General features: G+C 38.6%; 28 protein-coding genes. 24 read left to right on the forward strand and 4 right to left on the reverse strand.

Annotation, left to right across the window (positions count from 1 at the left end; all coding sequences use genetic code 11):
• Window positions 1-4 precede the first annotated feature (4 nt).
• From A8M50_RS00700 to A8M50_RS00720, 5 genes are all read left to right on the forward strand, one after another.
• On the forward strand, window positions 5-784 hold the full coding sequence (locus A8M50_RS00700; protein ID WP_005645774.1) for an amidohydrolase family protein: 780 nt from the start codon (window positions 5-7) through the stop codon (window positions 782-784).
• A gap of 24 nt (window positions 785-808) precedes the next feature.
• Window positions 809-2,620 (forward strand): NAD nucleotidase, encoded by a 1,812-nt coding sequence (nadN, locus tag A8M50_RS00705; protein ID WP_005645753.1) that lies wholly within the window; start codon window positions 809-811, stop codon window positions 2,618-2,620.
• A 284-nt stretch (window positions 2,621-2,904) separates the two neighbouring features.
• Window positions 2,905-3,447: a shikimate kinase AroK gene (gene aroK / locus A8M50_RS00710; RefSeq protein ID WP_005645599.1), complete on the forward strand. Its 543-nt coding sequence runs from the start codon at window positions 2,905-2,907 to the stop codon at window positions 3,445-3,447.
• A gap of 19 nt (window positions 3,448-3,466) precedes the next feature.
• Complete coding sequence (gene aroB / locus A8M50_RS00715) at window positions 3,467-4,555, forward strand: 3-dehydroquinate synthase (RefSeq protein ID WP_005645625.1); 1,089 nt, start codon at window positions 3,467-3,469, stop codon at window positions 4,553-4,555.
• Between the two features lies 1 nt (window position 4,556).
• Complete coding sequence (locus A8M50_RS00720; protein WP_005645595.1) at window positions 4,557-5,417, forward strand: Dam family site-specific DNA-(adenine-N6)-methyltransferase; 861 nt, start codon at window positions 4,557-4,559, stop codon at window positions 5,415-5,417.
• 21 nt (window positions 5,418-5,438) lie between these two features.
• On the opposite strand, the gene mobA is transcribed toward A8M50_RS00720, so the two are convergent.
• Window positions 5,439-6,029, reverse strand: coding sequence for a molybdenum cofactor guanylyltransferase MobA (gene mobA / locus A8M50_RS00725; RefSeq protein WP_005645570.1), 591 nt, complete (start codon window positions 6,027-6,029; stop codon window positions 5,439-5,441).
• 64 nt (window positions 6,030-6,093) lie between these two features.
• Here mobA and A8M50_RS00730 point away from each other — a divergent pair, with 64 nt between their 5' ends.
• The 10 genes from A8M50_RS00730 (at window position 6,094) to A8M50_RS00775 (ending at window position 13,988) form a co-directional block, all read left to right on the forward strand.
• Window positions 6,094-6,360, forward strand: coding sequence for a YihD family protein (locus A8M50_RS00730; protein WP_005645791.1), 267 nt, complete (start codon window positions 6,094-6,096; stop codon window positions 6,358-6,360).
• Window positions 6,361-6,372: 12 nt separating this feature from the next.
• Window positions 6,373-6,990 (forward strand): thiol:disulfide interchange protein DsbA, encoded by a 618-nt coding sequence (gene dsbA / locus A8M50_RS00735; protein WP_005645630.1) that lies wholly within the window; start codon window positions 6,373-6,375, stop codon window positions 6,988-6,990.
• A gap of 60 nt (window positions 6,991-7,050) precedes the next feature.
• Window positions 7,051-7,386, forward strand: a complete 336-nt coding sequence (locus A8M50_RS00740; RefSeq protein ID WP_005626449.1) for a MaoP family protein — start codon at window positions 7,051-7,053, stop codon at window positions 7,384-7,386.
• A 142-nt stretch (window positions 7,387-7,528) separates the two neighbouring features.
• The gene (gene trmA, locus A8M50_RS00745; protein WP_005645804.1) at window positions 7,529-8,620 is read left to right on the forward strand and encodes a tRNA (uridine(54)-C5)-methyltransferase TrmA; all 1,092 of its coding nucleotides are present in this window, start codon (window positions 7,529-7,531) and stop codon (window positions 8,618-8,620) included.
• Window positions 8,602-9,375, forward strand: a complete 774-nt coding sequence (locus A8M50_RS00750) for a class I SAM-dependent methyltransferase (protein ID WP_005645650.1) — start codon at window positions 8,602-8,604, stop codon at window positions 9,373-9,375. The genes trmA and A8M50_RS00750 overlap by 19 nt, the downstream gene beginning before the upstream one ends.
• Entirely contained in the window at window positions 9,369-9,803 is a 435-nt protein-coding gene (locus A8M50_RS00755) for a SoxR reducing system RseC family protein (protein WP_005645607.1), read from the forward strand. The genes A8M50_RS00750 and A8M50_RS00755 overlap by 7 nt, the downstream gene beginning before the upstream one ends.
• A 112-nt stretch (window positions 9,804-9,915) precedes the next feature.
• The gene (locus A8M50_RS00760) at window positions 9,916-10,137 is read left to right on the forward strand and encodes a hypothetical protein (RefSeq protein WP_005645740.1); all 222 of its coding nucleotides are present in this window, start codon (window positions 9,916-9,918) and stop codon (window positions 10,135-10,137) included.
• Window positions 10,138-10,290: 153 nt separating this feature from the next.
• Window positions 10,291-10,806, forward strand: coding sequence for a molybdopterin-guanine dinucleotide biosynthesis protein MobB (gene mobB, locus A8M50_RS00765; protein WP_005645648.1), 516 nt, complete (start codon window positions 10,291-10,293; stop codon window positions 10,804-10,806).
• On the forward strand, window positions 10,803-12,191 hold the full coding sequence (locus A8M50_RS00770; RefSeq protein ID WP_005645605.1) for an MDR family MFS transporter: 1,389 nt from the start codon (window positions 10,803-10,805) through the stop codon (window positions 12,189-12,191). The genes mobB and A8M50_RS00770 overlap by 4 nt, the downstream gene beginning before the upstream one ends.
• A 153-nt stretch (window positions 12,192-12,344) precedes the next feature.
• Window positions 12,345-13,988 (forward strand): ABC transporter substrate-binding protein, encoded by a 1,644-nt coding sequence (locus A8M50_RS00775; RefSeq protein WP_005645666.1) that lies wholly within the window; start codon window positions 12,345-12,347, stop codon window positions 13,986-13,988.
• Window positions 13,989-14,057: 69 nt separating this feature from the next.
• Here A8M50_RS00775 and ligA read toward each other — a convergent pair whose 3' ends face one another.
• Complete coding sequence (ligA, locus tag A8M50_RS00780; RefSeq protein ID WP_005645744.1) at window positions 14,058-16,076, reverse strand: NAD-dependent DNA ligase LigA; 2,019 nt, start codon at window positions 16,074-16,076, stop codon at window positions 14,058-14,060.
• A gap of 109 nt (window positions 16,077-16,185) precedes the next feature.
• The gene (gene zipA, locus A8M50_RS00785; protein WP_005645691.1) at window positions 16,186-17,172 is read right to left on the reverse strand and encodes a cell division protein ZipA; all 987 of its coding nucleotides are present in this window, start codon (window positions 17,170-17,172) and stop codon (window positions 16,186-16,188) included.
• Window positions 17,173-17,324: 152 nt separating this feature from the next.
• Here zipA and cysZ point away from each other — a divergent pair, with 152 nt between their 5' ends.
• Window positions 17,325-18,143, forward strand: coding sequence for a sulfate transporter CysZ (cysZ, locus tag A8M50_RS00790; protein WP_005645814.1), 819 nt, complete (start codon window positions 17,325-17,327; stop codon window positions 18,141-18,143).
• 99 nt (window positions 18,144-18,242) lie between these two features.
• Window positions 18,243-19,193 (forward strand): cysteine synthase A, encoded by a 951-nt coding sequence (gene cysK, locus A8M50_RS00795; RefSeq protein ID WP_005645685.1) that lies wholly within the window; start codon window positions 18,243-18,245, stop codon window positions 19,191-19,193.
• Between the two features lie 100 nt (window positions 19,194-19,293).
• Here cysK and sodA read toward each other — a convergent pair whose 3' ends face one another.
• Entirely contained in the window at window positions 19,294-19,941 is a 648-nt protein-coding gene (sodA, locus tag A8M50_RS00800) for a superoxide dismutase [Mn] (RefSeq protein ID WP_005645593.1), read from the reverse strand.
• 261 nt (window positions 19,942-20,202) lie between these two features.
• Between sodA and ccmA the strand changes: the two genes are divergently transcribed.
• From ccmA to A8M50_RS00835, 7 genes are all read left to right on the forward strand, one after another.
• Window positions 20,203-20,841 carry a cytochrome c biogenesis heme-transporting ATPase CcmA gene (gene ccmA, locus A8M50_RS00805; protein ID WP_005645729.1) on the forward strand — a complete coding sequence of 213 codons (639 nt, stop codon included), beginning with the start codon at window positions 20,203-20,205 and terminating at the stop codon, window positions 20,839-20,841.
• 4 nt (window positions 20,842-20,845) lie between these two features.
• Entirely contained in the window at window positions 20,846-21,511 is a 666-nt protein-coding gene (ccmB, locus tag A8M50_RS00810) for a heme exporter protein CcmB (RefSeq protein WP_005637214.1), read from the forward strand.
• A gap of 59 nt (window positions 21,512-21,570) precedes the next feature.
• Entirely contained in the window at window positions 21,571-22,311 is a 741-nt protein-coding gene (locus A8M50_RS00815) for a heme ABC transporter permease (protein WP_005645615.1), read from the forward strand.
• A 42-nt stretch (window positions 22,312-22,353) separates the two neighbouring features.
• Window positions 22,354-22,557 carry a heme exporter protein CcmD gene (gene ccmD, locus A8M50_RS00820; protein WP_005645660.1) on the forward strand — a complete coding sequence of 68 codons (204 nt, stop codon included), beginning with the start codon at window positions 22,354-22,356 and terminating at the stop codon, window positions 22,555-22,557.
• On the forward strand, window positions 22,554-23,075 hold the full coding sequence (gene ccmE, locus A8M50_RS00825) for a cytochrome c maturation protein CcmE (RefSeq protein WP_005631161.1): 522 nt from the start codon (window positions 22,554-22,556) through the stop codon (window positions 23,073-23,075). Before ccmD ends, ccmE begins: the two co-directional genes overlap by 4 nt.
• A complete protein-coding gene (locus A8M50_RS00830) occupies window positions 23,072-25,018 on the forward strand; it encodes a heme lyase CcmF/NrfE family subunit (protein ID WP_005645761.1) in 1,947 nt (648 codons plus the stop codon). Before ccmE ends, A8M50_RS00830 begins: the two co-directional genes overlap by 4 nt.
• A gap of 112 nt (window positions 25,019-25,130) precedes the next feature.
• Complete coding sequence (locus tag A8M50_RS00835; protein ID WP_005645772.1) at window positions 25,131-25,670, forward strand: DsbE family thiol:disulfide interchange protein; 540 nt, start codon at window positions 25,131-25,133, stop codon at window positions 25,668-25,670.
• Window positions 25,671-25,674: the final 4 nt, after the last annotated feature.

Raw genomic sequence — 25,674 nt, forward strand, 5'->3', positions numbered from 1 at the left:
TATTATGAAAATCGGTTTTCATTCTGTGTTACTTGGATTAGCGTCATGTATTGGCATTCAACAATCTGTGATAGCAAGTCCTCCTCCGTCTTCTCAACAATCAGTATCTACTGAGTCCGCTGAGGCTTTAAAACAACAATTTTCAATCGCTTTAGCCAAACAAGAAAAGCAACAAGTTTCGATTTTACAGAAAAAACTCACCGCACTTTTTTCTTTACCTCCTCAATTCCTAGATAATCAGATCCAAATAAGCGAAAAAATCCTAACTCGCATTTTTAAAACAGATAAAAATCTCACTCCTAAATTTCTTGATTACTTATACTTTGAGCCGATAAATACTGGCGATGCTAATTTAATTCAGGAAATGAAGAAAAACTTATTGGTGTCTTTTTTAGCGAATGAGCAGGCAAAAATTTATATTCGTCAAACAGATAATTCGGAGCAATTTGTTCAGGCTTTACTAGAAAGGGGAGCCAAACCAGATCAAATTATATTATTGTCTTTGGATGCTAAAGGCATATTTCAAAAAATTATTGAACAGATGCGTCAAGATTTTCCTAATCAAACAACTTTTTCTATTACTGAGAATCGAGTGAGTTTGATAACCCCTTCTTCTGAAATTAAGCCCCGCCTCGCTCTAGCCAATATGATGTTTGCTCGCCAATTTAAAGGGGTGGAGGTTGATGATTTTTCGTATTTAGATCAAGCACGTGAAAATCTTCAACACAATAACTATGCTATTCGTTATAAGACTTTCCAAGCAATGCTTGAAGGCTTAAATTAATCCGTTTACTCACAAGGAGCCATTATGTTTTTATCTAAAAAATCAGTTACCTTTGCAGTTAGTGCGTTAGCAATGCTTTGCTCAGGTGCAGCCTTTGCTAAAGAAGCGCCGCAAGCACATAAAGCTGTGGAGTTAAGTATCTTACATATTAACGACCACCATTCTTATTTGGAACCGCACGAAGCAAGAATTAATCTAAATGGTCAACAAACAAAGGTTGATATTGGCGGTTTTTCTGCTGTGAATGGAAAACTTTATGAGTTACGTAAAAAGTATAAAAATCCATTAGTGCTACATGCTGGTGATGCGATTACCGGTACGCTGTATTTCACACTTTTTGGCGGTTCCGCTGATGCGGCTGTCATGAATGCTGGTAATTTCCATTATTTTACTTTGGGTAACCATGAATTTGACGCGGGTAATGAAGGTTTATTAAAACTACTCGAGCCATTAAAAATTCCAGTACTTTCAGCCAATGTTATTCCTGATAAAAATTCAATTTTATATAACAAATGGAAACCTTACGATATTTTCACTGTGGATGGAGAAAAAATTGCCATTATCGGATTAGATACCGTGAATAAAACGGTTAATTCATCTTCACCAGGTAAGGATGTGAAGTTCTATGATGAAATTGCTACCGCACAAATTATGGCAAATGCGCTAAAACAACAAGGCATTAATAAAATCATTTTACTTTCACATGCAGGAAGTGAAAAAAATATCGAAATTGCTCAAAAAGTAAATGATATTGATGTGATCGTTACTGGGGATTCACATTATTTATACGGAAATGATGAATTACGTGGTTTAAAACTTCCAGTAATCTATGAATATCCGCTTGAATTTAAAAATCCGAATGGCGAACCGGTATTTGTAATGGAAGGTTGGGCTTATTCTGCTGTTGTGGGTGACTTAGGTGTTAAATTCAGTCCTGAAGGTATTGCGTCTATTACTCGTAAAATTCCTCATGTGTTAATGAGTTCTCATAAACTTCAAGTGAAAAATGCGGAAGGTAAATGGACTGAATTAACAGGCGATGAACGTAAAAAAGCGCTTGATACTTTAAAGTCAATGAAGAGTATTTCACTTGATGATCATGATGCAAAAACAGACATGCTTATTTCAAAATATAAAAGTGAAAAAGATCGTTTAGCACAAGAAATTGTTGGCGTCATCACCGGTTCTGCAATGCCGGGTGGTTCAGCAAATCGTATCCCAAATAAAGCAGGCTCAAATCCAGAAGGTTCTATTGCAACGCGTTTTATTGCAGAAACAATGTATAACGAACTCAAAACAGTGGATTTAACCATTCAAAATGCAGGCGGTGTTCGTGCGGATATTTTACCAGGCAATGTAACCTTTAATGATGCTTATACTTTCTTACCTTTCGGGAATACGTTATATACCTATAAAATGGAAGGTTCGTTAGTGAAACAAGTGCTTGAAGATGCGATGCAATTTGCTTTAGTTGATGGTTCTACAGGGGCATTCCCTTATGGCGCGGGCATTCGTTACGAAGCGAATGAAATACCAAATGCGGAAGGTAAACGTTTAGTCAGCGTGGAAGTATTGAATAAACAAACCCAACAATGGGAACCAATTGATGATAATAAACGTTATCTCGTTGGTACCAATGCTTATGTAGCTAGCGGTAAAGATGGTTACAAAACTTTTGGTAAATTATTTAATGATCCAAAATATGAAGGCGTTGATACATACTTGCCTGATGCGGAAAGTTTCATTAAATTTATGAAAAAACATCCACACTTTGAGGCTTACACTTCATCAAATGTAAAATTTAATGCTTCAACTGATGCATTACCTAAAAAATAAAATTGAAAAATAGACTAAAAATAGCGCGTATTTAACGCGCTATTTTTGTTATTAGTCTGAGTCTTGAAAATTTCATCGATGATTGAGAATCTTAACTATTCCATATCTGGATGGTTTCTCGTAGAAAATAAATTCCCTAGAAAGGTTGAAAAATAGGGTAGTTTATTGCGATAATCTAGGCCATTTTTGGGGAGATCTTTCAAGTAGTCGAATTTGTTTTAGACTGTATTTTTGTTAGAAAGATCAAATTTTTATTTCACCTTTAATTTAATTAGAAAAGAACAATGGCGGAAAAACGTAATATTTTTTTAGTGGGACCAATGGGTGCAGGTAAAAGCACTATCGGTCGTCAATTAGCACAACAGCTTAATATGGATTTTATTGATTCCGATGCCGTGATTGAAGAGCGTACGGGCGCGGATATTAGCTGGATTTTTGATTTGGAAGGTGAAGAAGGCTTCCGTAAGCGTGAAGAACGCATTATTAATGAGCTTACTCAAATGCAAGGCATTGTGCTTTCAACTGGTGGTGGCGCGGTACTTTCTAAAGAAAGTCGTAATTATCTATCTGCACGTGGCATTGTGATTTATTTGGAAACAACGGTGGAAAAACAATTCCAACGTACTCAACGTGATAAAAAACGTCCATTGCTCCAAGATGCAGAGAATCCTCGTCAAGTATTGGAAGATTTAGCAAAAATTCGCAATCCGCTTTATGAAGAAATTGCGGACATCACTTTGCTAACTGATGAGCAAAATGCCAAAGTAATGGTGAATCAAATTGTTGATTTAATTGATAATATGAATGGATTGAATGGTGCACTTTAAACACACCTAAGGATAAATTATGCTGTGCGTCAACGTGGAATTGCAAGAGCGTCGCTATCCTATTTTAATTGGTAGCGGATTGTTACAAGATGAACGTAGTTACCCGATTAAACGAGGGGATCGCGTGATGATTGTAACGAATCCCACGATCGCACAGTTTTATCTTGATACCGTCATCTATGCGTTAGAAAAACGTGGTTGCGTGGTTGATCATGTTTTATTGCCAGATGGCGAAAAATACAAAACGCTTGAATCTTTAAACTTAATTTTCACCGCACTTTTGCAAGGTAATCATGGACGAGATACCACGATTATTGCATTGGGCGGCGGTGTAATTGGCGATGTTGCTGGCTTTGCTGCGGCAAGTTATCAGCGCGGCGTCCGTTTAATTCAAATTCCAACCACATTGCTTTCACAAGTGGATTCTTCAGTGGGCGGTAAAACGGCTGTTAACCATGAATTAGGCAAAAATATGATTGGCGCATTCTATCAGCCATCAATGGTTATTATTGATACGCTCACGCTTAATACACTTCCTAAACGTGAAGTAAACTCGGGTCTTGCTGAAGTTATCAAATATGGTGCCATTTTAGATTACGAATTTTTTGAATGGCTAGAACAACATATTGATGAACTTGTCGCTTTGCATCCTGAAGCGCTTCAACATTGTATTTCTCGTTGTTGCCAAATTAAAGCAGATGTGGTTGCGAGAGATGAAACAGAAAAAGGCGATCGTGCATTGCTCAATCTTGGACATACTTTTGGGCATGCTATTGAAACTCACTTAGGTTATGGAAACTGGCTTCATGGCGAAGCTGTTTCGACGGGAATGATGATGGCAGCAGCGCTTTCGGAAGAACTTGGTAATATTTCTATTGCAGATGTGTCTCGCCTTGAAAAATTACTTGCTCGTGCCAATTTGCCCACCGTATCACCGGATACGATGCAGCCGGAAGACTATTTACCGCATATGATGCGTGATAAAAAAGTTCTAGCGGGTAAATTGCGTCTGGTGCTACTCAAATCTCTAGGCCAAGCTTATGTGGCGAATGATGCCGATCATACCCTCGTGTTAAACGCAATTCGTTGTTGTACTCAAACGGATTAAGATGTTACGTCCGAAAAAACAATCTTTAAAACCTAAGTTAAAACACCGTCCATTTTTAAAATGGGCGGGGGGAAAATTTCGCTTAACGGACGATATAAATAGAGCCTTTCCAAACAAAAAAAACTGCTTAATTGAGCCATTTGTGGGCGCTGGAGCAGTGTTTCTTAATTCTAATTTTGAACGCTATATTTTGGCAGATATCAACCCTGATTTAATCAATCTATTCAATATTGTTAAAGAAAATGTAGATGGTTATATTGAAGCTTGCAAGCCGATTTTCTTCGCTGATGATGCCAATACACCCGATTATTACTATACCAAACGTCGCCAATTCAATGCATCTACGGATCCTTTCGAACGTTCGATTATTTTTTTGTATTTGAACCGTTTTGGGTTTAATGGATTATGCCGCTACAACAGCAAGAATGAATTTAACGTACCTTTTGGTGCTTACAAAACTCATTATTTTCCAGAAGATGAATTACGTTATTTTGCTCATAAAGCGCAAAGTGCGGTATTTTTATGCTGTGATTTTCAAAAAACTTTTGAATTTGCCGATAAAGATTCGGTGATTTATTGTGATCCGCCGTATGCTCCGCTACAACAGGATACTAATTTTACTGGTTATGCGGGCAATGAGTTTGGTTTGATGCAGCAACGTGCTTTGGCAGATTTAGCGAAATCTATACAAAAAGAAAAACAAATTCCGATATTGATCTCGAATCACGATACTAAATTTACGCGTGAAATTTACAATGGTGCAAAATTTAAACGGGTAAAAGTTCAACGTTCTATTAGTCAGAATTCAGAAAAACGCGTAAAAGTGAAAGAATTAATTGCGATATTTGGAGCCCGTAAATAATAAAAATAAATCGCACTTTTGCTAGTTATCAATTAGATTACTGTTTTTCTTTAAATCATCCAGCGTATTAAAATTCTCGAAATGCCCTTCTTCTTTCGTAAATTTTACTGAAATTCCACCATTTTCGTTCATAAATTGTAAAAGACGTCGTTCACCTGATGCTAAGTAGTGTCGCAATTTTTCTTTTAGCTGAACGGACATCAAACAAAAAACGGGATGTTCATGTTCTTCATCGCAAGCATACGCAATTAAAGTGCGGTCATTTTTAACCGCGCTTTTGAGTTTATCTAAAAGATTCGTAGGGAAAAAAGGTGTATCACAAGGAGTAAAAAGGATGAAGTCACTTTTTGTCTTTTCTAGGGCTGTCAGCATGCCGCTCAATGGACCTTGAAAATCGGGTAGTTCATCGGAAAAAACAGGAAAGCCAAATTTAGCATATTCTGTTTGACTTCGGTTAGCATTAATCGAAATATCATGAACTTGTGGTTGCAAGCGATGAATAACATGTTGAATTAAAGATTGTTTACCTAAAATCTGTAATCCCTTATCTTGCCCGCCCATTCTGCGTGCTTTGCCACCTGCCAAAATTACCGCACTTATTGTAATTGTCATATTTTAATCTATCGTTATTTCAAGTATCATTTGTCTATTTTTTACGATTAAAAAGGAAATAGCAATGAAATGTAAGCGTTTAAATGAAGTTTTGGAACTTTTACAGCCTTATTGGTCTAAAGATCCGGATTTGAGCTTAATGGAAATTTTGCAAAAAATTGCCAATGAATCAGGTTTTCAAAAGCCATTAAATGAATTAACTGATGAAGTGATTATTTATCAGTTAAAAATGGGTGGTATAGATAAGCATGAGCCAATTCCTGGTCTCAAAAAAGATTATGAAGAAGATTTTAAAACCGCATTGCTCCGTGCTCGCGGTATCATTAAATAAGAAGGAAAGCAAATGAAAAAAGTATTACTTGTGTTAGGTTTAGGTATCAGCATGCTTATGTCTGCAAATAGTTTTGCAGCAGATTTACAAGAAGGCAAACAATATGTTCAAGTGAGTCAACAGGCTTCACAGCAAAAAGAAGTGATTGAGTTTTTCTCATTCTACTGCCCGCATTGTTACGCCTTTGAAATGGAATACAAAATTCCACAACAAGTCGCAGATGCTTTACCAAAAGACGTGAAATTTAAACAATATCATGTGAATTTCTTAGGTCGCCAGTCTGAAAACTTAACTCGTGCTTGGGCGTTAGCAATGGCATTAGGTGCTGAAAGCAAAGTAAAGGCACCATTATTTGAAGCGGCTCAAAAGGATGCCTTGAAGTCAATGGATGATATTCGAGCTATTTTCTTATCTAATGGTGTAACGGCCGAGCAATTTGATGGTGGCATTAATAGTTTTGCAGTGAATGGTTTAGTCAATAAACAAGTAAATGCCGCAGAACAATTTAAAGTGCGTGGCGTACCTGATTTTTATGTAAATGGTAAATTCCGTGTAAACCCTGAAGGTTTAAATTACGATGATTTCGTGAAAGATTATGTGCAAACCGTAAAAGGTTTATTGCAAAAATAACGAAAAATTGGTTTAATGCCTGCCCTATTTGTAAATATTAATGAAAGAAGAGAGAATATTATGGCTGCAAGTTTTAGCGTAACGCGTCGTTTCTTTGACGACAAAAACTACCCACGTGGTTTTTCCCGTCACGGTGATTACACAATCAAAGAATCACAAGTGCTTGAGCAATATGGTCAAGCGTTCAAAGCATTAGACTTAGGGGAACGTGAGCCAGCGACTAAAGAAGAAAAAGATTTCGTCGCGTTTTGCCGTGGTGAGCGCGCAGCAGAGACTTTCTTTGAAAAAACTTGGAATAAATATCGTACTCGTATTAACACTAAAAAACGTGTTTACACCTTATCTGGCGATGTGAGTGAAGCTGCCTCTGGCGGTGAAGATTATTCCGGCGAATAAGATATGTTAAATAAGGCAGGCGGAAGTCTGCCTTTTGTTTTTGAATAGCTTGTTAAATCAGGCTAATTCACGGCCGATAACTTTATTCTCCTATCTTTGTATGAACGATTCATCTTCATACGCCCTATGAATACTAATTTCTATGCAATTACCGATTTCTCAATACAACGAACTGCTACAAAAAAAACTTGAAAAATTAACCTCACTTTTGCGCCCTTTCAATGCACCTGATATTCAAGTTTTTGACTCTCCAACAAGTCATTATCGTATGCGTGCGGAGTTTCGTATTTGGCACGAGCAAGATGATTTTTACCATATTATGTTTGATCAATCGACGCTGCAGCGTTATCGCGTGAATGAGTTTCCAATTGCCAGCATGCTAATTAATCGTATGATGCAAACCTTATTATCCTTGTTAAAACAACAAGAAGTGCTACACAAAAAATTATTCCAAATTGATTACCTTAGCACCTTGAGCAATAAGATTATTGTGAGCTTGCTTTATCATAAAACGCTCACTGAAGAATGGGAAAGTGCGGCTAAAAATCTGAAAGTTTTACTCGAAAAGCAAGGTTTTGATGTGCAAATAATCGGGCGTGCAAGTAAACAAAAAATCTGTTTTGAGCAAGATTATGTGGATGAAGTTTTACCTGTGAATGGCAGAAATTATGTCTATCGACAAGTCGAGAATAGTTTTACCCAGCCAAATGCAACGGTAAACTGCAAAATGCTTGAATGGGCAATTGATTGTACCCAAAATAGTGAAGGTGATTTATTAGAACTTTACTGCGGAAACGGTAATTTTTCTATTGCACTTGCACAGAATTTCCGTAAGGTATTAGCAACAGAAATCGCCAAACCTTCTGTAGCCGCTGCACAGTTTAATATAGCTGAAAATAAAGTTGATAATTTACAAATTATCCGTATGTCAGCGGAAGAATTTACGCAGGCTATGAATGGGGTTCGAGCCTTTAATCGCTTGAAAGGGATTGATTTAAAATCTTACGAATGTAATACTATTTTTGTCGATCCTCCTCGCGCAGGGCTTGATCCTGATACAGTGAAACTTGTACAAAATTACGATCGCATTTTGTATATTTCCTGCAATCCACATACGCTGTGCGATAATCTTGTTGAACTTTCAAAAACGCACCGAATTGAAAAAGCAGCGTTATTTGACCAATTCCCTTACACTGACCACATGGAAAGCGGCGTATGGCTCATTCGCAAGTAGGCATTCAATTAATTTCTGAATCTCCAGAAAAAACATTAGCAGAATTGACCGCACTTTGTGCTGAACATAACATTATTCATGATGAACAAAGCCCACTTGCACTTGTTCAAACCGATGAACGCTTAGAACTTCGTAAACTAGACGAACCTAAACTCGGGGCGGTTTATGTTGATTTTTTAGGAGGCACAATGGCTCATCGTCGTAAATTTGGTGGTGGTCGCGGTGAAGCTGTAGCGAAAGCGGTAGGGATTAAAGGTTCGGAATTGCCAACGGTTATTGATGCCACAGCAGGTCTAGGGCGTGATGCCTTTGTGCTAGCCTCGATTGGTTGCCAAGTTCGCTTAGTGGAACGTCATCCTGTCGTTTTTTTACTTCTACAAGATGGTTTAAATCGTGCTTATCAAGATGAAGAAATCGGTGAGATGTTGCAACAAAATTTGTGCTTGCTGAATGTTCATCATATTAATGAACTTGATCCTAATACCGATTATGCCGATGTGGTTTACCTTGATCCAATGTATCCGCATAAACAAAAATCTGCGCTAGTAAAAAAAGAAATGCGCGTATTCCAGCATTTAGTCGGAGCTGATTTAGATGCCGATGAATTGCTTTTACCTGCATTACAATTAGCTAAAAAACGTGTGGTCGTGAAGCGTCCTGACTACGCAGAGTTTCTTGGTGGAAAACAACCGCACTTTAGCCGTGAAACGAAAAATCATCGCTTTGATATTTATATGGGAGAATCCCAATGCTAAAAGAAAATGCCGTTGTTATTAGCTATGAAAATGGTATTGCCAAAGTGAAATGCCAATCCCAAAGTGCCTGTGGCCAATGCGCAGCTAAAAACAGTTGTGGGACATCAAGCCTTTCCGAATTAAACGGTAAACGTGGCGAGCATATTTTTAATGTAGAAACATTAATGCCATTACGCGAAGGTCAAATTGTTGAAATTGGATTAGAAGAAAAGTCGATGTTGTTGTCTGCATTATTGATGTATGTTGTACCGCTTTTGACCTTGTTGATTGCGACGATGTTGTCTGATTACATCAGCGATAATGAAATTCTGCGTGCCATTTTAATCTTTGGGTTAACCGCACTTTCTTTCATTTTTGTAAAATCTTATAGCAGAAAATTAGGACAACAAACAGAATTTCAGCCTGTTTTATTGCGCATATTGTCTTAAGTTTTTTATTCGCTTTTTATTATTTCTGCGATCTAGATCGCAAACTATAAAGCTAGTTGAGTAATTTTCTTTCTATTCCAGCAAAATTTCTCTTTTATTCATCGGAGAAATTATGCTGAATTTATTTAAATTACCCATTGAGAAAAGCTCTTTAGAGGCTTGGTCAAAACTTAGTGATGATGTGGCAAAAGTTGCTATTCTAGCAATGCCTGTTATACTTTATGGCGAGCAACCGCTTTTCCTAAAAGGATTAAATATTAGTTTTTTGCTCATTATTGCTTATGCTTGCCTTGTGATGGGGCGTAAATTTCGTCAATTAGTGGAGGGAAAATAATATGTGGCTTACTATAGGGCTTGGCATTGTTGCTCTTCTTGCTATTGGCGGACTTATTTTTGCCAATTATGCAGCAAAACATTCTTAATTTATTAACCCCGATCTTTCGGGGTTTTCCGTATCTAAAGTGCGGTTATTTTTAAGGTTATTTTTATGAACAATCAGATTCCTTTACTTGGAATTACCGGTTACAGCGGTAGTGGTAAAACAACATTATTAGAAAAACTTATCCCAGAACTTATTGCTCGTCACATTCGCGTTTCGGTGATTAAACATAGCCATCATAATATGCAAGTTGATAAGGAAGGAAAAGATAGTTGGCGTATGAAAGAGGCGGGTTCTTCTCAAGTCATTTTAGCGAATGATGAACGTTGGGCGATAATGACGGAAACGCCAAAACCTGTTTCATTGGATTATTTAGCGCAACAATTTGACCGCACTTTAACGGATTTAGTGTTGGTGGAAGGCTTTAAACAAGAGCCAATTCCAAAGATTTTGCTCCATCGTCAGGAAATGACAAAACCTTTACCCGAAATTGACGAATATGTGCTCGCAGTTGTAACGAATTATCCCCTTGAAATTGACCGCACTTTGTTGGATATTAACCGCATTCCGCAAATTGCCGATTTTATTGAAAATTGGTTGCACCATTTTCACGGAGCACGATGACTGAATCCAATGCCTATCGCGGTTTAGCTTGGGTAGCAGCAATGGCACTTTTTATGCAAAGCCTAGATGCCACCATTCTTAATACTGCCTTACCGGCGATATCCTCCGATTTACATAAACCCGCCTTTGAAATGCAAATGGCGATCATCGCTTATTCTTTAGCCGTTGCATTATTTATTCCTCTTACCGCTTGGGCTGCGACAAAATTTGGGACATTGACCGTTTTTCGCGCTGCGGTGCTGACTTTTATTTTAGGTTCTATTGCTTGTGCTGCAGCCCCTAATTTAGAAAGTTTAATTTTAGCCAGAGTGATTCAGGGGATGGGCGGTGCTTTTATGATGCCAGTGGCGCGTTTAGCCATTATTCAAGCTGTCCCCAAACAACAATTAGTTAATGCTTGGAATTTAATGGCAACTGCAGGTTTGATTGGGCCAATTCTAGGGCCTATTTTGGGTGGATGGTTAGTCATTCACGCTAGCTGGCACTGGATTTTTTTAATTAATATTCCAATTGGTGCACTAGGAATTTTGGCATCAGGCAGCGTGATGAGTAATATTAAAGGCGAGGCAGAGAAACTAGATTGGACAGGTTTTTTACTCTTTGCATTAGGATTAGTTGGCATCACACTTGGTTTGGATTTACTCGGTGAAAGTCAGCATAGTGCAATTACAACCTATAGCGTGTTAGTTGTTGGTGTTCTGTTACTTGTGGTGTATTGTAGCTATGCCAAAAACAATGAAGATGCCATTTTACCTTTATCCCTTTTCCGTACTCGTACATTCAGATTAGGCATTATTGCCAATATTTTTATCCGATTATCTGCATCTGGTGTTCCTTTTTTATTGCCTTTGATGTTCCAATTATCTTTCGGTTATAGTGCTGAAATGTCAGGCTGGCTATTAGCTCCGATTGCGCTCATTTCTGTGATTTTGAAAATATTAATTGGACGAATTCTAAATCGTTGGGGCTATAAAACAACGCTAATTTCATCTGCACTTTTGATGGCTGGCTCTGTGATTTCAATGGCTTGGTTAGATAAACAAAGTTCTCTAACTTGGATTATTTGCAATCTCATGTGGTACGGTGCTTGCATGTCGATAATTTTCACTTCAATTAATACGTTGACTGTAGGTGATCTTTCAAAACAACAAGCAGGCACAGGTTCTACAGTATTAAGTATTGTGCAGCAAGTTGGGATTGGATTTGGTATTGCTATTTCATCGATAATTCTAAATCTCTATAGACATTTCTTTAGCGCGAGTGATGGATTACAACAGGCATTTAGCTATACTTTCTTAACCTCATCACTTTTTACAATCGCCTTAGTTTGGTCGCTTATGAAATTACATAAAAATGATGGCGATCATTTACGGAAGAATCCTTAGATTAATTTGTTATAATCCATAGAATTTTTTTATTTAAAAAAAGCGACATTTGCTTATATCTTATTAAACATTTATTTTAGATAGGATTTATCTAGCATCTTGGTTATATCACTATGCTCGCATAAATCTCTGCCAACAAAGTGAGGAACTATCATGAAGCTAAAAGCAACACTAACTCTTGCGGCTGCAACTCTTGTATTAGCCGCTTGTGATCAATCAGGTTCAACAAATAAACCGACCGCACAAGCTGAAACTAAATCAGCATCTAACAACACTTTCGTTTACTGTACAGCAAAAGCACCTTTAGGATTTAGCCCTGCACTTGTAATGGAGGGAACATCTTATAATGCAAGCTCACAACAAGTGTATAACCGCTTAGTTGAATTTAAAAAAGGCTCAACAGATATTGAACCAGCCTTAGCTGAAAGCTGGGAAATTAGCGATGATGGTTTAACTTACACATTCCATTTAAGAAAAGGTGTTAAATTCCATACAACAAAAGAATTTACCCCAACACGTGATTTTAATGCAGATGATGTTGTATTTTCATTCCAACGTCAGTTAGATCCAAATCATCCATATCACAATGTATCTAAAGGGACTTATCCATATTTCAAAGCAATGAAATTCCCTGAGTTGTTGAAATCAGTGGAGAAAGTAGATGACAATACAATTCGTATTACCTTAAACAAGAAAGATGCGACTTTCTTGGCAAGTTTAGGCATGGATTTTATTTCTATTTATTCCGCAGAATATGCTGATGCAATGCTGAAAGCAGGTAAGCCAGAAACAATTGATAATCGTCCAGTGGGGACTGGGCCATTTGTGTTTGTTGATTACAAAACGGATCAAGCTGCCCAGTATGTAGCAAACGAAAACTATTGGAAGGGTAGAACACCATTGGATCGTTTAGTTATCAATATTGTGCCAGATGCGACAACACGTTATGCAAAATTACAGGCCGGTTCTTGTGATTTAATTTTATTCCCGAATGTAGCGGATTTAGCCAAAATGAAAACAGATCCAAAAGTACAACTTTTGGAACAAAAAGGTTTGAACGTGGCGTATATCGCATTCAATACCGAAAAAGCACCGTTTGATAATGTCAAAGTTCGTCAAGCGTTGAATTACGCAGTGGATAAAAAAGCGATTATTGAAGCAGTTTACCAAGGAGCAGGTACACCAGCTAAAAATCCACTTCCTCCAACAATTTGGAGTTACAACGATGAAGTTCAAGATTATCCGTACGATCCAGAAAAAGCAAAACAACTTTTAGCTGAAGCAGGTTACCCAAATGGTTTTGAAACTGATTTTTGGATTCAACCTGTTGTACGAGCTTCTAACCCAAATCCAAAACGTATGGCTGAACTTATCATGGCGGACTGGGCAAAAGTTGGTGTAAAAACTAACCCAGTTACCTATGAATGGGCGGATTACCAAAAACGTGCGAAAGCGGGTGAGTTAACTGCGGGTATCTTTGGTTGGTCTGGTGATAATGGTGATCCTGATAACTTCTTATCTCCATTATTGGCAAGTTCAAACGCGGGCAATTCCAATATGGCTCGTTTTAAAAATCCAGAATTTGATGCATTACTAGATAAAGCAATCGGATTAACAAATAAGGAAGAACGCACCGCACTTTATAAACAAGCGCAAGTTATCATTCATAATCAAGCACCTTGGATTCCAGTGGCACATTCTGTTGGTTTTGCACCACTTAGTCCACGCGTAAAAGGCTATGTACAAAGCCCATTTGGCTATGATGCTTTCTATGGTGTGAGTGTTGATGGTAAATAATTAATACTATTTCAGTTTTTTAGGCCCTTATTTCGTAAGGGCCTTTTTATTTATATGATTCTAATTTAATTAATTTAAAATATTAACCTGCTCTAAGAATTCTTCTTCTGTTAATACTGTAATATTTAGTTCCTGTGCTTTGGTGAGTTTAGAGCCAGCGGCGTCGCCTGCGATGACAAAGTCCGTTTTACTTGAAACAGAACCGCTTACTTTGGCGCCTAGCTGTTGTAGTAATGATTTTGCTTCATTGCGACCCATTTGAGTGAGGGTGCCGGTGAGGACGACGGTTTTATCTTTGAATAAGTTTTCATTGGCTTCTTTTACTTCCACGGTTTCCCAATGTACGCCTTGTGCGATTAAGTCATCAACGACAGCAACATTATGTGTTTCACGCCAGAATACAAAAATTCTGTTTGCTACAACTTCACCCACATCAGGCACTTGTTGAAGCTCTTCAAGATCAGCGGCTTTAAGCGCATCTAAAGTTTTGAAGTGATTAGCAAGATTCAATGCAGTGGCTTCACCCACTTCACGAATGCCTAAAGCAAAAATAAAGCGAGCAAGAGTCGTGCTTTTGGCTTTCTCAAGACTATTGAGAGCGTTTTCTGCAGATTTTGCGCCCATTCTTTCTAAGCGTGTGAGCGTAGTTAAATCAAGTTTAAATAAGTCCGCAGGTGTATGAATCAGTTCTCTATCGACTAATTGTTCTATTAATTTTCCGCCTACACCATCAATATCCATGGCTTTACGAGAGACGAAATGTTTTAGCGCCTCTTTGCGTTGTGCAGCACAGAATAATCCTCCCGTACAGCGAGCTACTGCCTCGCCTTCAATACGAATAATTTGAGAATCGCACACGGGGCAATTTGTTGGGAAAATAATTGGTTTAGCATTATCAGGGCGACGTTCATGTAATACGCCGATAATTTGTGGAATCACATCGCCTGCTCGACGAATGACAACAGTATCGCCAATAGCAATATTTAAGCGTTCAATTTCATCACCATTGTGTAAGGTGGCATTACTTACTGTGACACCTGCAACAAATACTGGTTCTAATTTAGCGACTGGTGTGATTGCACCGGTTCGGCCAACTTGAAATTCAACATCATTTAGCACCGTTAATTCTTCTTGAGCGGGGAACTTATAAGCAATCGCCCAACGAGGTGCTTTAGAAATAAATCCTAGCTCATTTTGTAAGGCTATATCATTGATTTTTAGTACAGTTCCGTCAATGTCATAACCCAGCGAGCTTCGTTTATTCTGAATATCTCGGTAAAAATCTAAAACTTCATTCGTACCATTACATAAACGAATTTCTGGATTCACTGGAATACCGATAGATTTTAGCCATTGCAAACGAGCATAATGAGTGTTCGGTAGTTCAATGCCTTCAGCAATACCAATACCATAAGCATTTAATACCAATGGGCGTTTACTTGTAATATTAGGATCAAGTTGACGCAAAGAGCCTGCTGCTGCATTACGAGGGTTCGCAAAAGTTTTTTCACCATGTTCTAGTGCATATTCATTTAAACGCTCAAATCCTGCGTGTGGCATAAAAACTTCGCCTCGCACTTCTAAACGTGCTGGAGGATTATCTGTTAGAAGTTGTAATGGAATATTACGAATAGTGCGGATATTAGCCGTAATATCTTCGCCTGTGGTGCCATCACCACGAGTGGCAGCTTGGGTGAGAATGCCATTTACATACAAAATACTCACTGCTAAACCATCAAGTTTAGGTTCACAACAGAAGGTAAGCGGTTTAGGTAATATGATTAAACGATCTTCAATACGTTTTACAAAGGCATTGAATTCTTCATCGGAAAAAGCATTATCTAAAGAGAGCATGGGAATTTCATGACGAATTTGGCTAAACCCAGAAAGTGGTTTTGCACCAACACGTTGAGTTGGGGAATCTGAAGTAAGAAATTCAGGATGCTCTAGCTCTAACGCTTTTAGCTGATGAAAGAGGCGATCATATTCGCTATCAGGCACTGTTGGATTATCTAGAACGTGATATTCGTATTCATATTGGCGCAAGGTTTTGCGTAGATTGTCTATTTGAGTTTGAATATTTGTCATAAAATTCTCGGGGAAAATGACCGCACTTTTTGTATGTTTAGAGTGAAAATAGACAGGCGTAAAGCCTGTCTCAATAAAGATAAAAGTGCGGTAAATTTAAGGTATGAATTTACACGCGAGCAAGATATGTTTGCTCTGCATTTTCATCAAAGATTTCTTGTTCTTCAGTAAGCACGATGCCTTGTAAATCTTCGGCTAATGTATGTGCTGCGCGGATCATCATTCGTAAATTAGCGAGATTATTACCTGGTGATGGCAGTTGCATAAATAATACAATTCCCATTGTGCTAAAATCCACTAAGTTGTAAGCATCGAATGTTCCTGGTTGCTCTAAATTTGCCACGCTAAAGAGAATGGGACTTGCTACACTTAAATCTAAGTGGCGGTGATACATTTCATCCTCTCCTAAGATAAACCCTAAGTTTTCAAGTGCTTGTACTAATTTTGCACCGTTAAATTGGTCGCTAGATTTTGGAATAAGATAAAGTTGAATATAGCCAGTTTTTTGTTTCGGTTTAGCTGTCGTTTCTGCTTTTGATTCATTAAAAGATACGTTGTAGTCCACTTGACGTTCTTCGTGAGCTAATTCCGCAAGTTGCGCTCTTAATTCTGGTGATGATGAATTAATTCCGTCGAAACTAGCATTTTGGCTTTGTTCTTCAATTTGTTCCAATGTCATATTCGCAACGCTATTTGATGTCGGCATATCATATTGTGGTTGAGTCGGCTTTAACGGCTCAGAACGATGATTTCCCATATCATAAACAGGTTGAACATTTGGAATCGAAATCTTAATGTCATCGACGCTTTTTTCACTTTGTCTATAATCGACAGGTTCTTGAGTCACTGCAGTATTAGGCATGACTTGATGACGAATTGGTGCATTTGCTTGCACTCCAGTGACGTGAGACAAATTAGCATTTGTTGGTTGCGTTTCTTCTTGCGTGTGGGACCTTTGCACATGAGACGTGCGGTCAAATTTATTAGCTTTATCAAAATATTTTGATTTCTCACGACGATTTGACCATAATCCGTGCACGATTAAGGCAACAAGTGCCAAAATGCCCACAATAATCAAAATTGTATTTAAATCCATCTTTATTCCTTACGCGTGCTAGTCCTGCGAGAATGCTATTAATGGCGCTAATCCTACCATATTTCAGTAGGTGAAAAAATACTTCAATGCGTGGAATTTTAAGGGAAAAGAGCGGTCTGTTTTAGGCGTATTTTTATTGAAAGGAAAGAAAAATGTTGAACCCGAATGAATTAAAATCTGGTTTCCATTATTTTGTAATGGGCTGGCATTACATTACACAAAAAGGTTTGCGTCGGTTTGTTATTATTCCAATTTTGCTCAATACCGTTTTGCTTTGTGGTTTATTTTGGCTTTTTATTAGCCAAATTACGAGCGCTATTGATTGGGTGATGAATTTTATTCCAGACTGGTTGAGTTTTCTCAGTGTCATTTTACTGACACTTTCGATCTTAACAATTTTGTTGCTCTTTTATTTTACCTTCACCACACTTTCTGGCTTTATTGCCGCACCTTTTAATGGTTTGTTGGCGGAAAAAGTAGAAAAAATGCTGACGGGGGAAAATATTAATGATGATGGTCTTGTTGATGTAATAAAAGATGTGCCTCGTATGCTTGCTCGAGAGTGGCAAAAATTACGTTATAGCCTACCCAAAATTATCGCCTTATTTTTACTGAGTTTTATTCCTTTGGTTGGGCAAACCATCGTGCCTGTACTAACTTTCTTGTTCACTTGTTGGATGATGGCAATTCAATACTGTGATTATCCTTTTGATAATCACAAAGTCTCTTTTGATATCATGAAAAATGCGCTTGGCAATCAACGAACTCAAAGTTTAACTTTTGGTGGATTGGTTACTTGTTGTACTTTTGTACCAGTGATTAATTTATTAATTATGCCTGTTGCAGTATGTGGTGCGACGGTGATGTGGGTGGAAAATTATCGTAATAACTTACGTTTTAATATGAATAACCATTCTTCATCTCAAACAGGGCTTGAGGCTCGTTCAGAAAATACAGGGATTGTTAAATAGCTTGCGGTTATAAAATAGATCAAATAACTATTTTTTTTATCAAAAGTGCGATGCTATAAATAAACCAACATCAACGAAGTCCAACGAAAGGGAAATATTATGACAATTTATGCAGACAATTCTTATTCTATCGGAAATACGCCACTTGTGCGTTTAAAACACTTTGGTCATAACGGCAATGTGGTCGTGAAAATTGAAGGTCGTAACCCAAGCTACAGCGTAAAATGCCGCATTGGGGCGAATATGGTGTGGCAAGCAGAAAAAGATGGCACGCTCACAAAAGGGAAAGAAATTGTAGATGCAACGAGCGGTAACACCGGTATTGCTTTGGCTTATGTTGCTGCCGCTAGAGGTTATAAAATCACGCTCACCATGCCGGAAACAATGAGCCTAGAAAGAAAACGTTTATTGCGCGGATTGGGTGTGAATTTAGTGCTTACCGAAGGCACAAAAGGAATGAAAGGCGCGATTGCGAAAGCAGAAGAAATTGTTGCTTCTGATCCAAACCACTATGTCATGCTTAAACAATTTGAAAATCCAGCCAATCCACAAATTCACCGAGAAACAACAGGCCCTGAAATTTGGAAAGATACGGAGGGAAAAGTAGATGTTGTGGTTGCTGGCGTAGGAACAGGCGGTACGATTACGGGTATTTCTCGCGCGATTAAATTAGATTTTGGTAAACAAATCACTTCTGTTGCCGTTGAGCCAGTTGAATCACCTGTCATTACTCAAACTTTAGCGGGCGAAGAAGCAAAACCAGGCCCACACAAAATTCAAGGCATCGGTGCTGGTTTTATTCCAAAAAATTTAGATTTATCTATTATTGATCGCGTAGAAACTGTTGATAGCGATACCGCACTTGCTACAGCTCGTCGCTTAATGGCAGAAGAAGGCATTCTTGCTGGTATTTCATCTGGTGCAGCTGTCGCAGCCGCAGATCGCCTAGCTAAATTACCAGAATTTGCTGATAAACTCATTGTCGTTATTTTGCCTTCAGCTTCTGAACGCTATTTAAGCACAGCACTGTTTGAAGGGATTGAGGGATAAATAAAAAAGAAAAAAGTGCGGTGAATTTTCACCGCATTTTTGTATTTGGCATCTCTGGAAACAAAAAAGCCTAGCATTTGCTAGGCTTCTTTAATATTGATTATTTTGCGCAGTTGCAGTGTGCTGTTTTTTGTTCAAAACGTTCTGCGACGAAATCCCAGTTTACCACGTTCCAGAATTCTTTAATGTAGTCTGGACGGCGGTTTTGGAATTTTAAATAGTAAGCATGTTCCCAAACGTCTAAACCTAAAAGTGGAAAACCTTCACAACCAGCTACTTCTTTACCCATTAATGGGGTATCTTGGTTTGCTGTTGATACCACTGCTAATTTACCTTCAGCAGTTAATACTAACCACGCCCAACCTGAACCGAAACGAGTTGCTGCTGCTTTTTCAAATTCTGCTTTAAATATATCTACAGAACCGAAATCACGTTCAATAGCATTTTTTAATGCGCCCTGTAAGGTTGTGCCTTTTTTTAAACCTTTCCAGAATAAGCTGTGGTTTGCATGACCACCCGCGTTATTGCGTAATACGCCACGTTTTTCTGCAGGGATTTTGTCAAGGTTAGAAACTAATTGACCTGGGCACATTTCCACTAACTCAGCAGGTAAACCTTCTAATGCAGCGTTTGCATTGTTTACATACGCTTGGTGGTGTTTGCTGTGGTGGATTTCCATTGTTTGCGCATCGAAATGTGGTTCTAATGCATCGTAGGCGTAGCCTAATTCAGGTAGAGTGTAAGCCATAATTTATTCCTTCTATGTAAAGACAAATTTCGTTGAGGGTTTTGGTCTATAACCAAAATTGGGCAAATAATAGCAAAAATTTTGATTTAGATCATTAAATGTTTTTCCTTTTGCATTAATAGACGAATTTATTAAACCTTGTTTTAAATCAATAAACCTATTAATCTACACCTAAAGAGTTATCTGTTTTAGGGGCTAAAATCTCGTCAAATATTTCTCTTGTGATAGAATACCGCCACTTTTTATTTTCCCTTTGCAATTATGTTTGAACCACACAAGTTATCTCTGCAAAATTTATCCTGCCAACGTGGTGAGCGCGTACTTTTTCGTGCTTTGACTTGCGATTTTAATAGCGGTGATTTTGTGCAAATTGAAGGGCATAATGGCATAGGTAAAACCAGTTTATTGCGTATTCTTGCTGGTTTAGCTCAACCTTTAGAAGGCGAAGTGCGGTGGGATGCTGAAGCAATTTCTAAACAACGTGAACAGTATCATCAGAATTTGCTTTATTTAGGTCATCTTTCTGGTGTTAAACCAGAATTAACCGCGTGGGAAAATTTGCAGTTTTATCAACGAATTAGCCAAGCTGAACAAAATACTGACATTCTGTGGGATTTGCTTGAGAAAGTAGGGTTGTTAGGTCGTGAAGATTTGCCTGCCGCACAACTTTCTGCTGGGCAACAAAAGCGTATCGCGTTAGGTCGCTTATGGCTGTCTCAAGCGCCCTTATGGATTTTAGATGAGCCGTTTACTGCGATTGATAAAAAAGGCGTGGAAATTCTAACCGCACTTTTTGATGAGCATGCTCAACGAGGTGGTATTGTGTTGTTGACCAGCCACCAAGAAGTGCCTAGTTCTCATCTGCAAAAATTGAATTTAGCGGCTTATAAAGCGGAATAACTTAATGATTTTTTTAGAGATAATTAAACGAGAACTTCAAATTGCGATGCGCAAAAATGCGGAAATTTTAAATCCCCTATGGTTTTTTTTGCTTGTGATTACCTTGTTTCCACTTGTTATTGGGCCGGATCCTAAATTACTTTCTCGTATCGCACCGGGTATCGCATGGGTAGCCGCATTACTTTCAGCATTGCTTTCTTTTGAACGTTTATTCCGTGATGATTTTATTGATGGTTCTCTTGAACAATTAATGTTAACCGCACAGCCTTTGCCGATGACGGCTTTGGCTAAAGTCGTTGCACATTGGTTGCTCACCGGTTTGCCACTTATTTTGCTATCACCGATTGCAGCTTTATTGCTTTCTCTTGAGGTCAATATTTGGTGGGCATTGGTTTTGACATTGTTACTGGGTACCCCTGTATTGAGTTGTATCGGTGCAATTGGCGTGGCTTTAACGGTGGGATTGCGAAAAGGTGGCGTGTTGTTGAGTTTGCTTGTTGTTCCGTTGTTTATTCCTGTTTTGATTTTTGCGTCCTCAGTATTAGAGGCGGCAGGATTAAATGTACCTTATGGGGGACAACTGGCGATTTTAGGTGCCATGATGGTTGGTGCAGTAACGCTTTCGCCTTTTGCCATCGCAGCGGCACTGCGAATTAGTTTAGATAATTAATTTCATTCCACCGCATAAAAGTGCGGTGGTTTTTCTCTTTAATTTTTAAGGATTTTTTTATGTGGAAGTGGCTACATCCTTATGCAAAACCCGAAACTCAATATCGTATCTGCGGTAAATTGAGTCCGTTATTTGCATTTTTAACGCTTATTTTACTCGGTGTCGGCATTGTATGGGGCTTAGCATTCGCCCCAGCAGATTACCAACAAGGTAATAGTTTCCGAATTATGTACGTGCATGTACCGACAGCTATTTGGTCAATGGGCGTGTATGGTTCAATGGCGATTGCGGCTGTGGTTGCCCTTGTGTGGCAAATTAAGCAAGCTCACCTCGCAATGATTGCAATGGCGCCAATTGGTGCATTGTTTACTTTTTTATCGCTTGTGACTGGCGCGATTTGGGGTAAACCAATGTGGGGCACTTGGTGGGTGTGGGATGCTCGCTTAACTGCAGAATTGATTTTATTCTTTCTTTATCTTGGTATCCTAGCGCTTTATTCTGCTTTTTCAGATCGTAACGTAGGGGCAAAAGCAGCGGGGATTTTATGCATTACAACGGTCGTGATTTTACCGATTATTCATTTTTCTGTGGAATGGTGGAACACGTTACATCAAGGTGCGAGTATCACTAAACTGGAAAAACCATCCATTGCAATTCCAATGTTGGTTCCATTAATTTTGTGTATCTTCGGTTTTTTAACCTTGTATATTTGGCTTACTTTAGTGCGTTATCGCGTGGAATTATTGAAAGAGGATGCGAAACGTCCTTGGGTTAAAGTATTAGCTCAAACACTGAAATAAAGTGCGGTTAGTTTTTTAGCGATTTTTTATAAGGAATATTTTATGTTTTTCCAAACTTGGAGTGATTTTTTTAATATGGGTGGCTACGGTTTTTACGTATGGTTATCCTATGCAATAAGTTTAGTGGCAGTTATTGCCTTAATTGTTCAAAGTGTAAAACAACGCAAGACAGTGTTACAAAATGTATTGCGTGAGCAACAACGCGAAGAACGTTTACAACAAGCAAATAAAGGGAACACACTATGAATCCAAGACGTAAATCCAGATTTAAATTAGTCATTTTTGTTGTGCTCGGCATTGCTATTGCAAGTGGATTGATGCTGTATGCGTTACGTCAAAATATCGACTTGTTTTATACTCCATCTGAAGTGATTCAAGGTAAGGATAATAACCCGAATCAAAAACCTGAAGTGGGGCAGCGAATTCGTGTTGGTGGTATGGTGGTTGAAGGCACGGTAGTGCGTGATCCAAAAAGCTTAAAAGTGCGGTTCGATTTAAATGATATTGGCCCTGCGATCACTGTTGAATATGAAGGCATTTTGCCAGATCTTTTCCGCGAAGGACAAGGTATTGTGGCTCAAGGAGTATTAACTCAGCCAACCGTTTTAACCGCAACAGAAGTATTGGCTAAACACGATGAAAATTATGTGCCACCAGAATTAGGTGAAAAAATGCAAAAAGTGCATAAACCAATGGGGATTGGTGATGCAGATTTAAAAGGCGAAAGCACACGTGATCGTCAAGAAAAAGAAGGCGCAAAATGATTGCTGAATTAGGAAATTATGCGCTGGCTTTAAGTTTAGCTGTATCGCTTATGTTGGCGATTTTCCCTTTGTGGGGGGCAGAAAAGGGCAATGCACAATTAATGGCATTAGCTCGCCCAATGACTTATGGTTTATTTGCAAGTTTAAGCATCGCTTTTGCTGCGTTATTTTATTTATTCGCAGTAAATGATTTTAGTGTGCAGTATGTGGTGAATAACTCTAATACGGCTTTACCTATTTATTATCGTTTGTCTGCCGTATGGGGTTCTCATGAAGGTTCTTTATTACTGTGGATTTGGCTATTGGCCGTTTGGTCATCTGCCGTTGCTTTGTTGAGTAAACATTTACCTCAAGAAGCGGTTGCTCGCGTGCTTGGTATTATGGGGATTATTAGCGTAGGTTTTGTGTTGTTCGTCTTGTTCACCTCAAATCCTTTTACGCGTACTTTCCCTGATTTCCCAGTGGACGGAAAAGAGCTCAATCCAATGTTGCAAGATGTAGGCTTGATTTTCCATCCGCCATTACTTTATATGGGCTATGTTGGTTTTTCTGTGGCATTTGCGTTTGCGATTGCATCCTTAATGACCGGAAAATTAGACTCGGCTTGGGCGCGTTGGTCACGTCCTTGGACACTTGCTGCTTGGGTGTTTTTAACTTTAGGTATCGTGCTCGGTTCTTGGTGGGCTTATTATGAGCTTGGCTGGGGGGGCTGGTGGTTCTGGGATCCTGTGGAAAACTCATCGTTTATGCCTTGGCTTGCTGGTACTGCATTGATTCACTCCCTTTCTGTCACAGAAAAACGCGGTTCTTTCAAAGCTTGGACGGTATTACTTGCTATTTTAGCCTTTTCACTTTGTTTGCTCGGCACATTCTTAGTTCGTTCTGGCATCTTAGTTTCAGTTCACGCATTTGCATCGGATCCAACTCGTGGTTTGTATATTTTGGCTTACCTTGTTGTGGTGATTGGTGGTTCGCTAGCGCTCTATGCGTATAAAGGCAGTCAAATTCGCTCTCGTGATAATGCAGAACGTTATTCACGTGAAAGCATGTTGTTATTAAATAATATCTTATTAATGACCGCACTTTGCGTTGTGTTCTTAGGAACGTTGTTACCGCTCGTTCACAAACAACTTGGTTTAGGCTCTATTTCTATTGGTGCGCCATTCTTTGATCAAATGTTCTTAATTATTATGACACCATTTGCATTATTGCTTGGTATTGGACCTTTGGTGAAATGGCGTAGAGACCAATTTTCTGCAATTCGTACGCCTGTTGTTATCAGCGTATTTGTTATGGTGATTGCAGGTTTTGCGTTACCTTACTTCTTGCAAGATAAAATTACCGTGAGTTCGGTGCTTGGTTCAATGATGACGGTGATTATCGCGTTACTTGCGCTTTATGAGTTGCAACAACGTGCTACGCATCGTGAGTCATTCTTTGTGGGCGTACGAAAACTATCTCGTTCTCATTGGGGAATGATGTTAGCTCACTTAGGCGTAGCAATGACTGTTTGGGGGATCGCATTTAGCCAAAACTTCAGCGTAGAACGTGATGTTCGAATGAAAGTCGGGGAAAGTGCACAAATTGGTCGTTACGATTTTAAATTCGCCGGAGTGACGGATGCGAATGGTCCAAATTATGTTGGTGGAAAAGCGAAAATTGATATTTCGAAAGATGGGCAACCAGAGGCAAGTTTATTCGCAGAAAAACGTTTTTACACAGTAAGTCGTATGTCTATGACGGAAGCCGCTATTGCTGGTGGTTTAACTCGTGACCTTTATGTGGCACTTGGTGAAAAACTTGAGGACAATTCTTGGGCGTTACGCTTATATTACAAGCCATTTATTCGCTGGATTTGGATTGGCGGCTTGTTTATGGCGTTAGGTGGATTGTTGTGTATGTTCGATCGACGCTATCGATTTAACGCTTTATTGAAAAAATAATATGACGGCGCACCTTGATTAAGGTGTGCCTTAACTTTTAATTAGCTTGTGTGAATAATGCGGGCTTTCAGGAAAGCCAACTTTGGTTTTTATATTTAAAGTGCGGTAAAAAATGAAAAAAAAATTACTCGTTCCTCTTATTCTCTTTTTATCGATAACAATTGCCTTTTTAGTGCAATTAAAACGCAATGCGCAAGGTGAAGATATTAAAGCATTAGAGTCTGCTTTGGTTGGAAAGCCTGTGCCAGCAAAAAATTTAACGGAGTTGTTTGAAAATAAAGCTTACACGAACGAATTGTTTCAACAAGGTAAGCCAGTTTTGCTTAATGTTTGGGCAACGTGGTGTCCGACTTGTTATGCAGAGCATCAATATTTAAACAAACTTGCTAAAGATGGTGTGAGAATTATCGGTTTAGATTATAAAGATGAATCACCTAAAGCAATGAAGTGGTTAAAAGATCTTGGTAATCCTTATAAAGTTGTTTTAAAAGATGAAAAAGGTTCTTTCGGTTTGGATTTAGGAGTATATGGTGCGCCAGAAACTTTTATTATAGATGGTAAAGGCCTGATTCATTATCGTTATGCTGGTGATGTAAACGAGAAGGTTTGGATTCAGACTTTGAAACCAATTTATGACAAACTTTCGGAGTAACAAT

The sequence above is a fragment of the Haemophilus haemolyticus genome (assembly GCF_001679045.1).
GTDB lineage: Bacteria > Pseudomonadota > Gammaproteobacteria > Enterobacterales > Pasteurellaceae > Haemophilus > Haemophilus haemolyticus.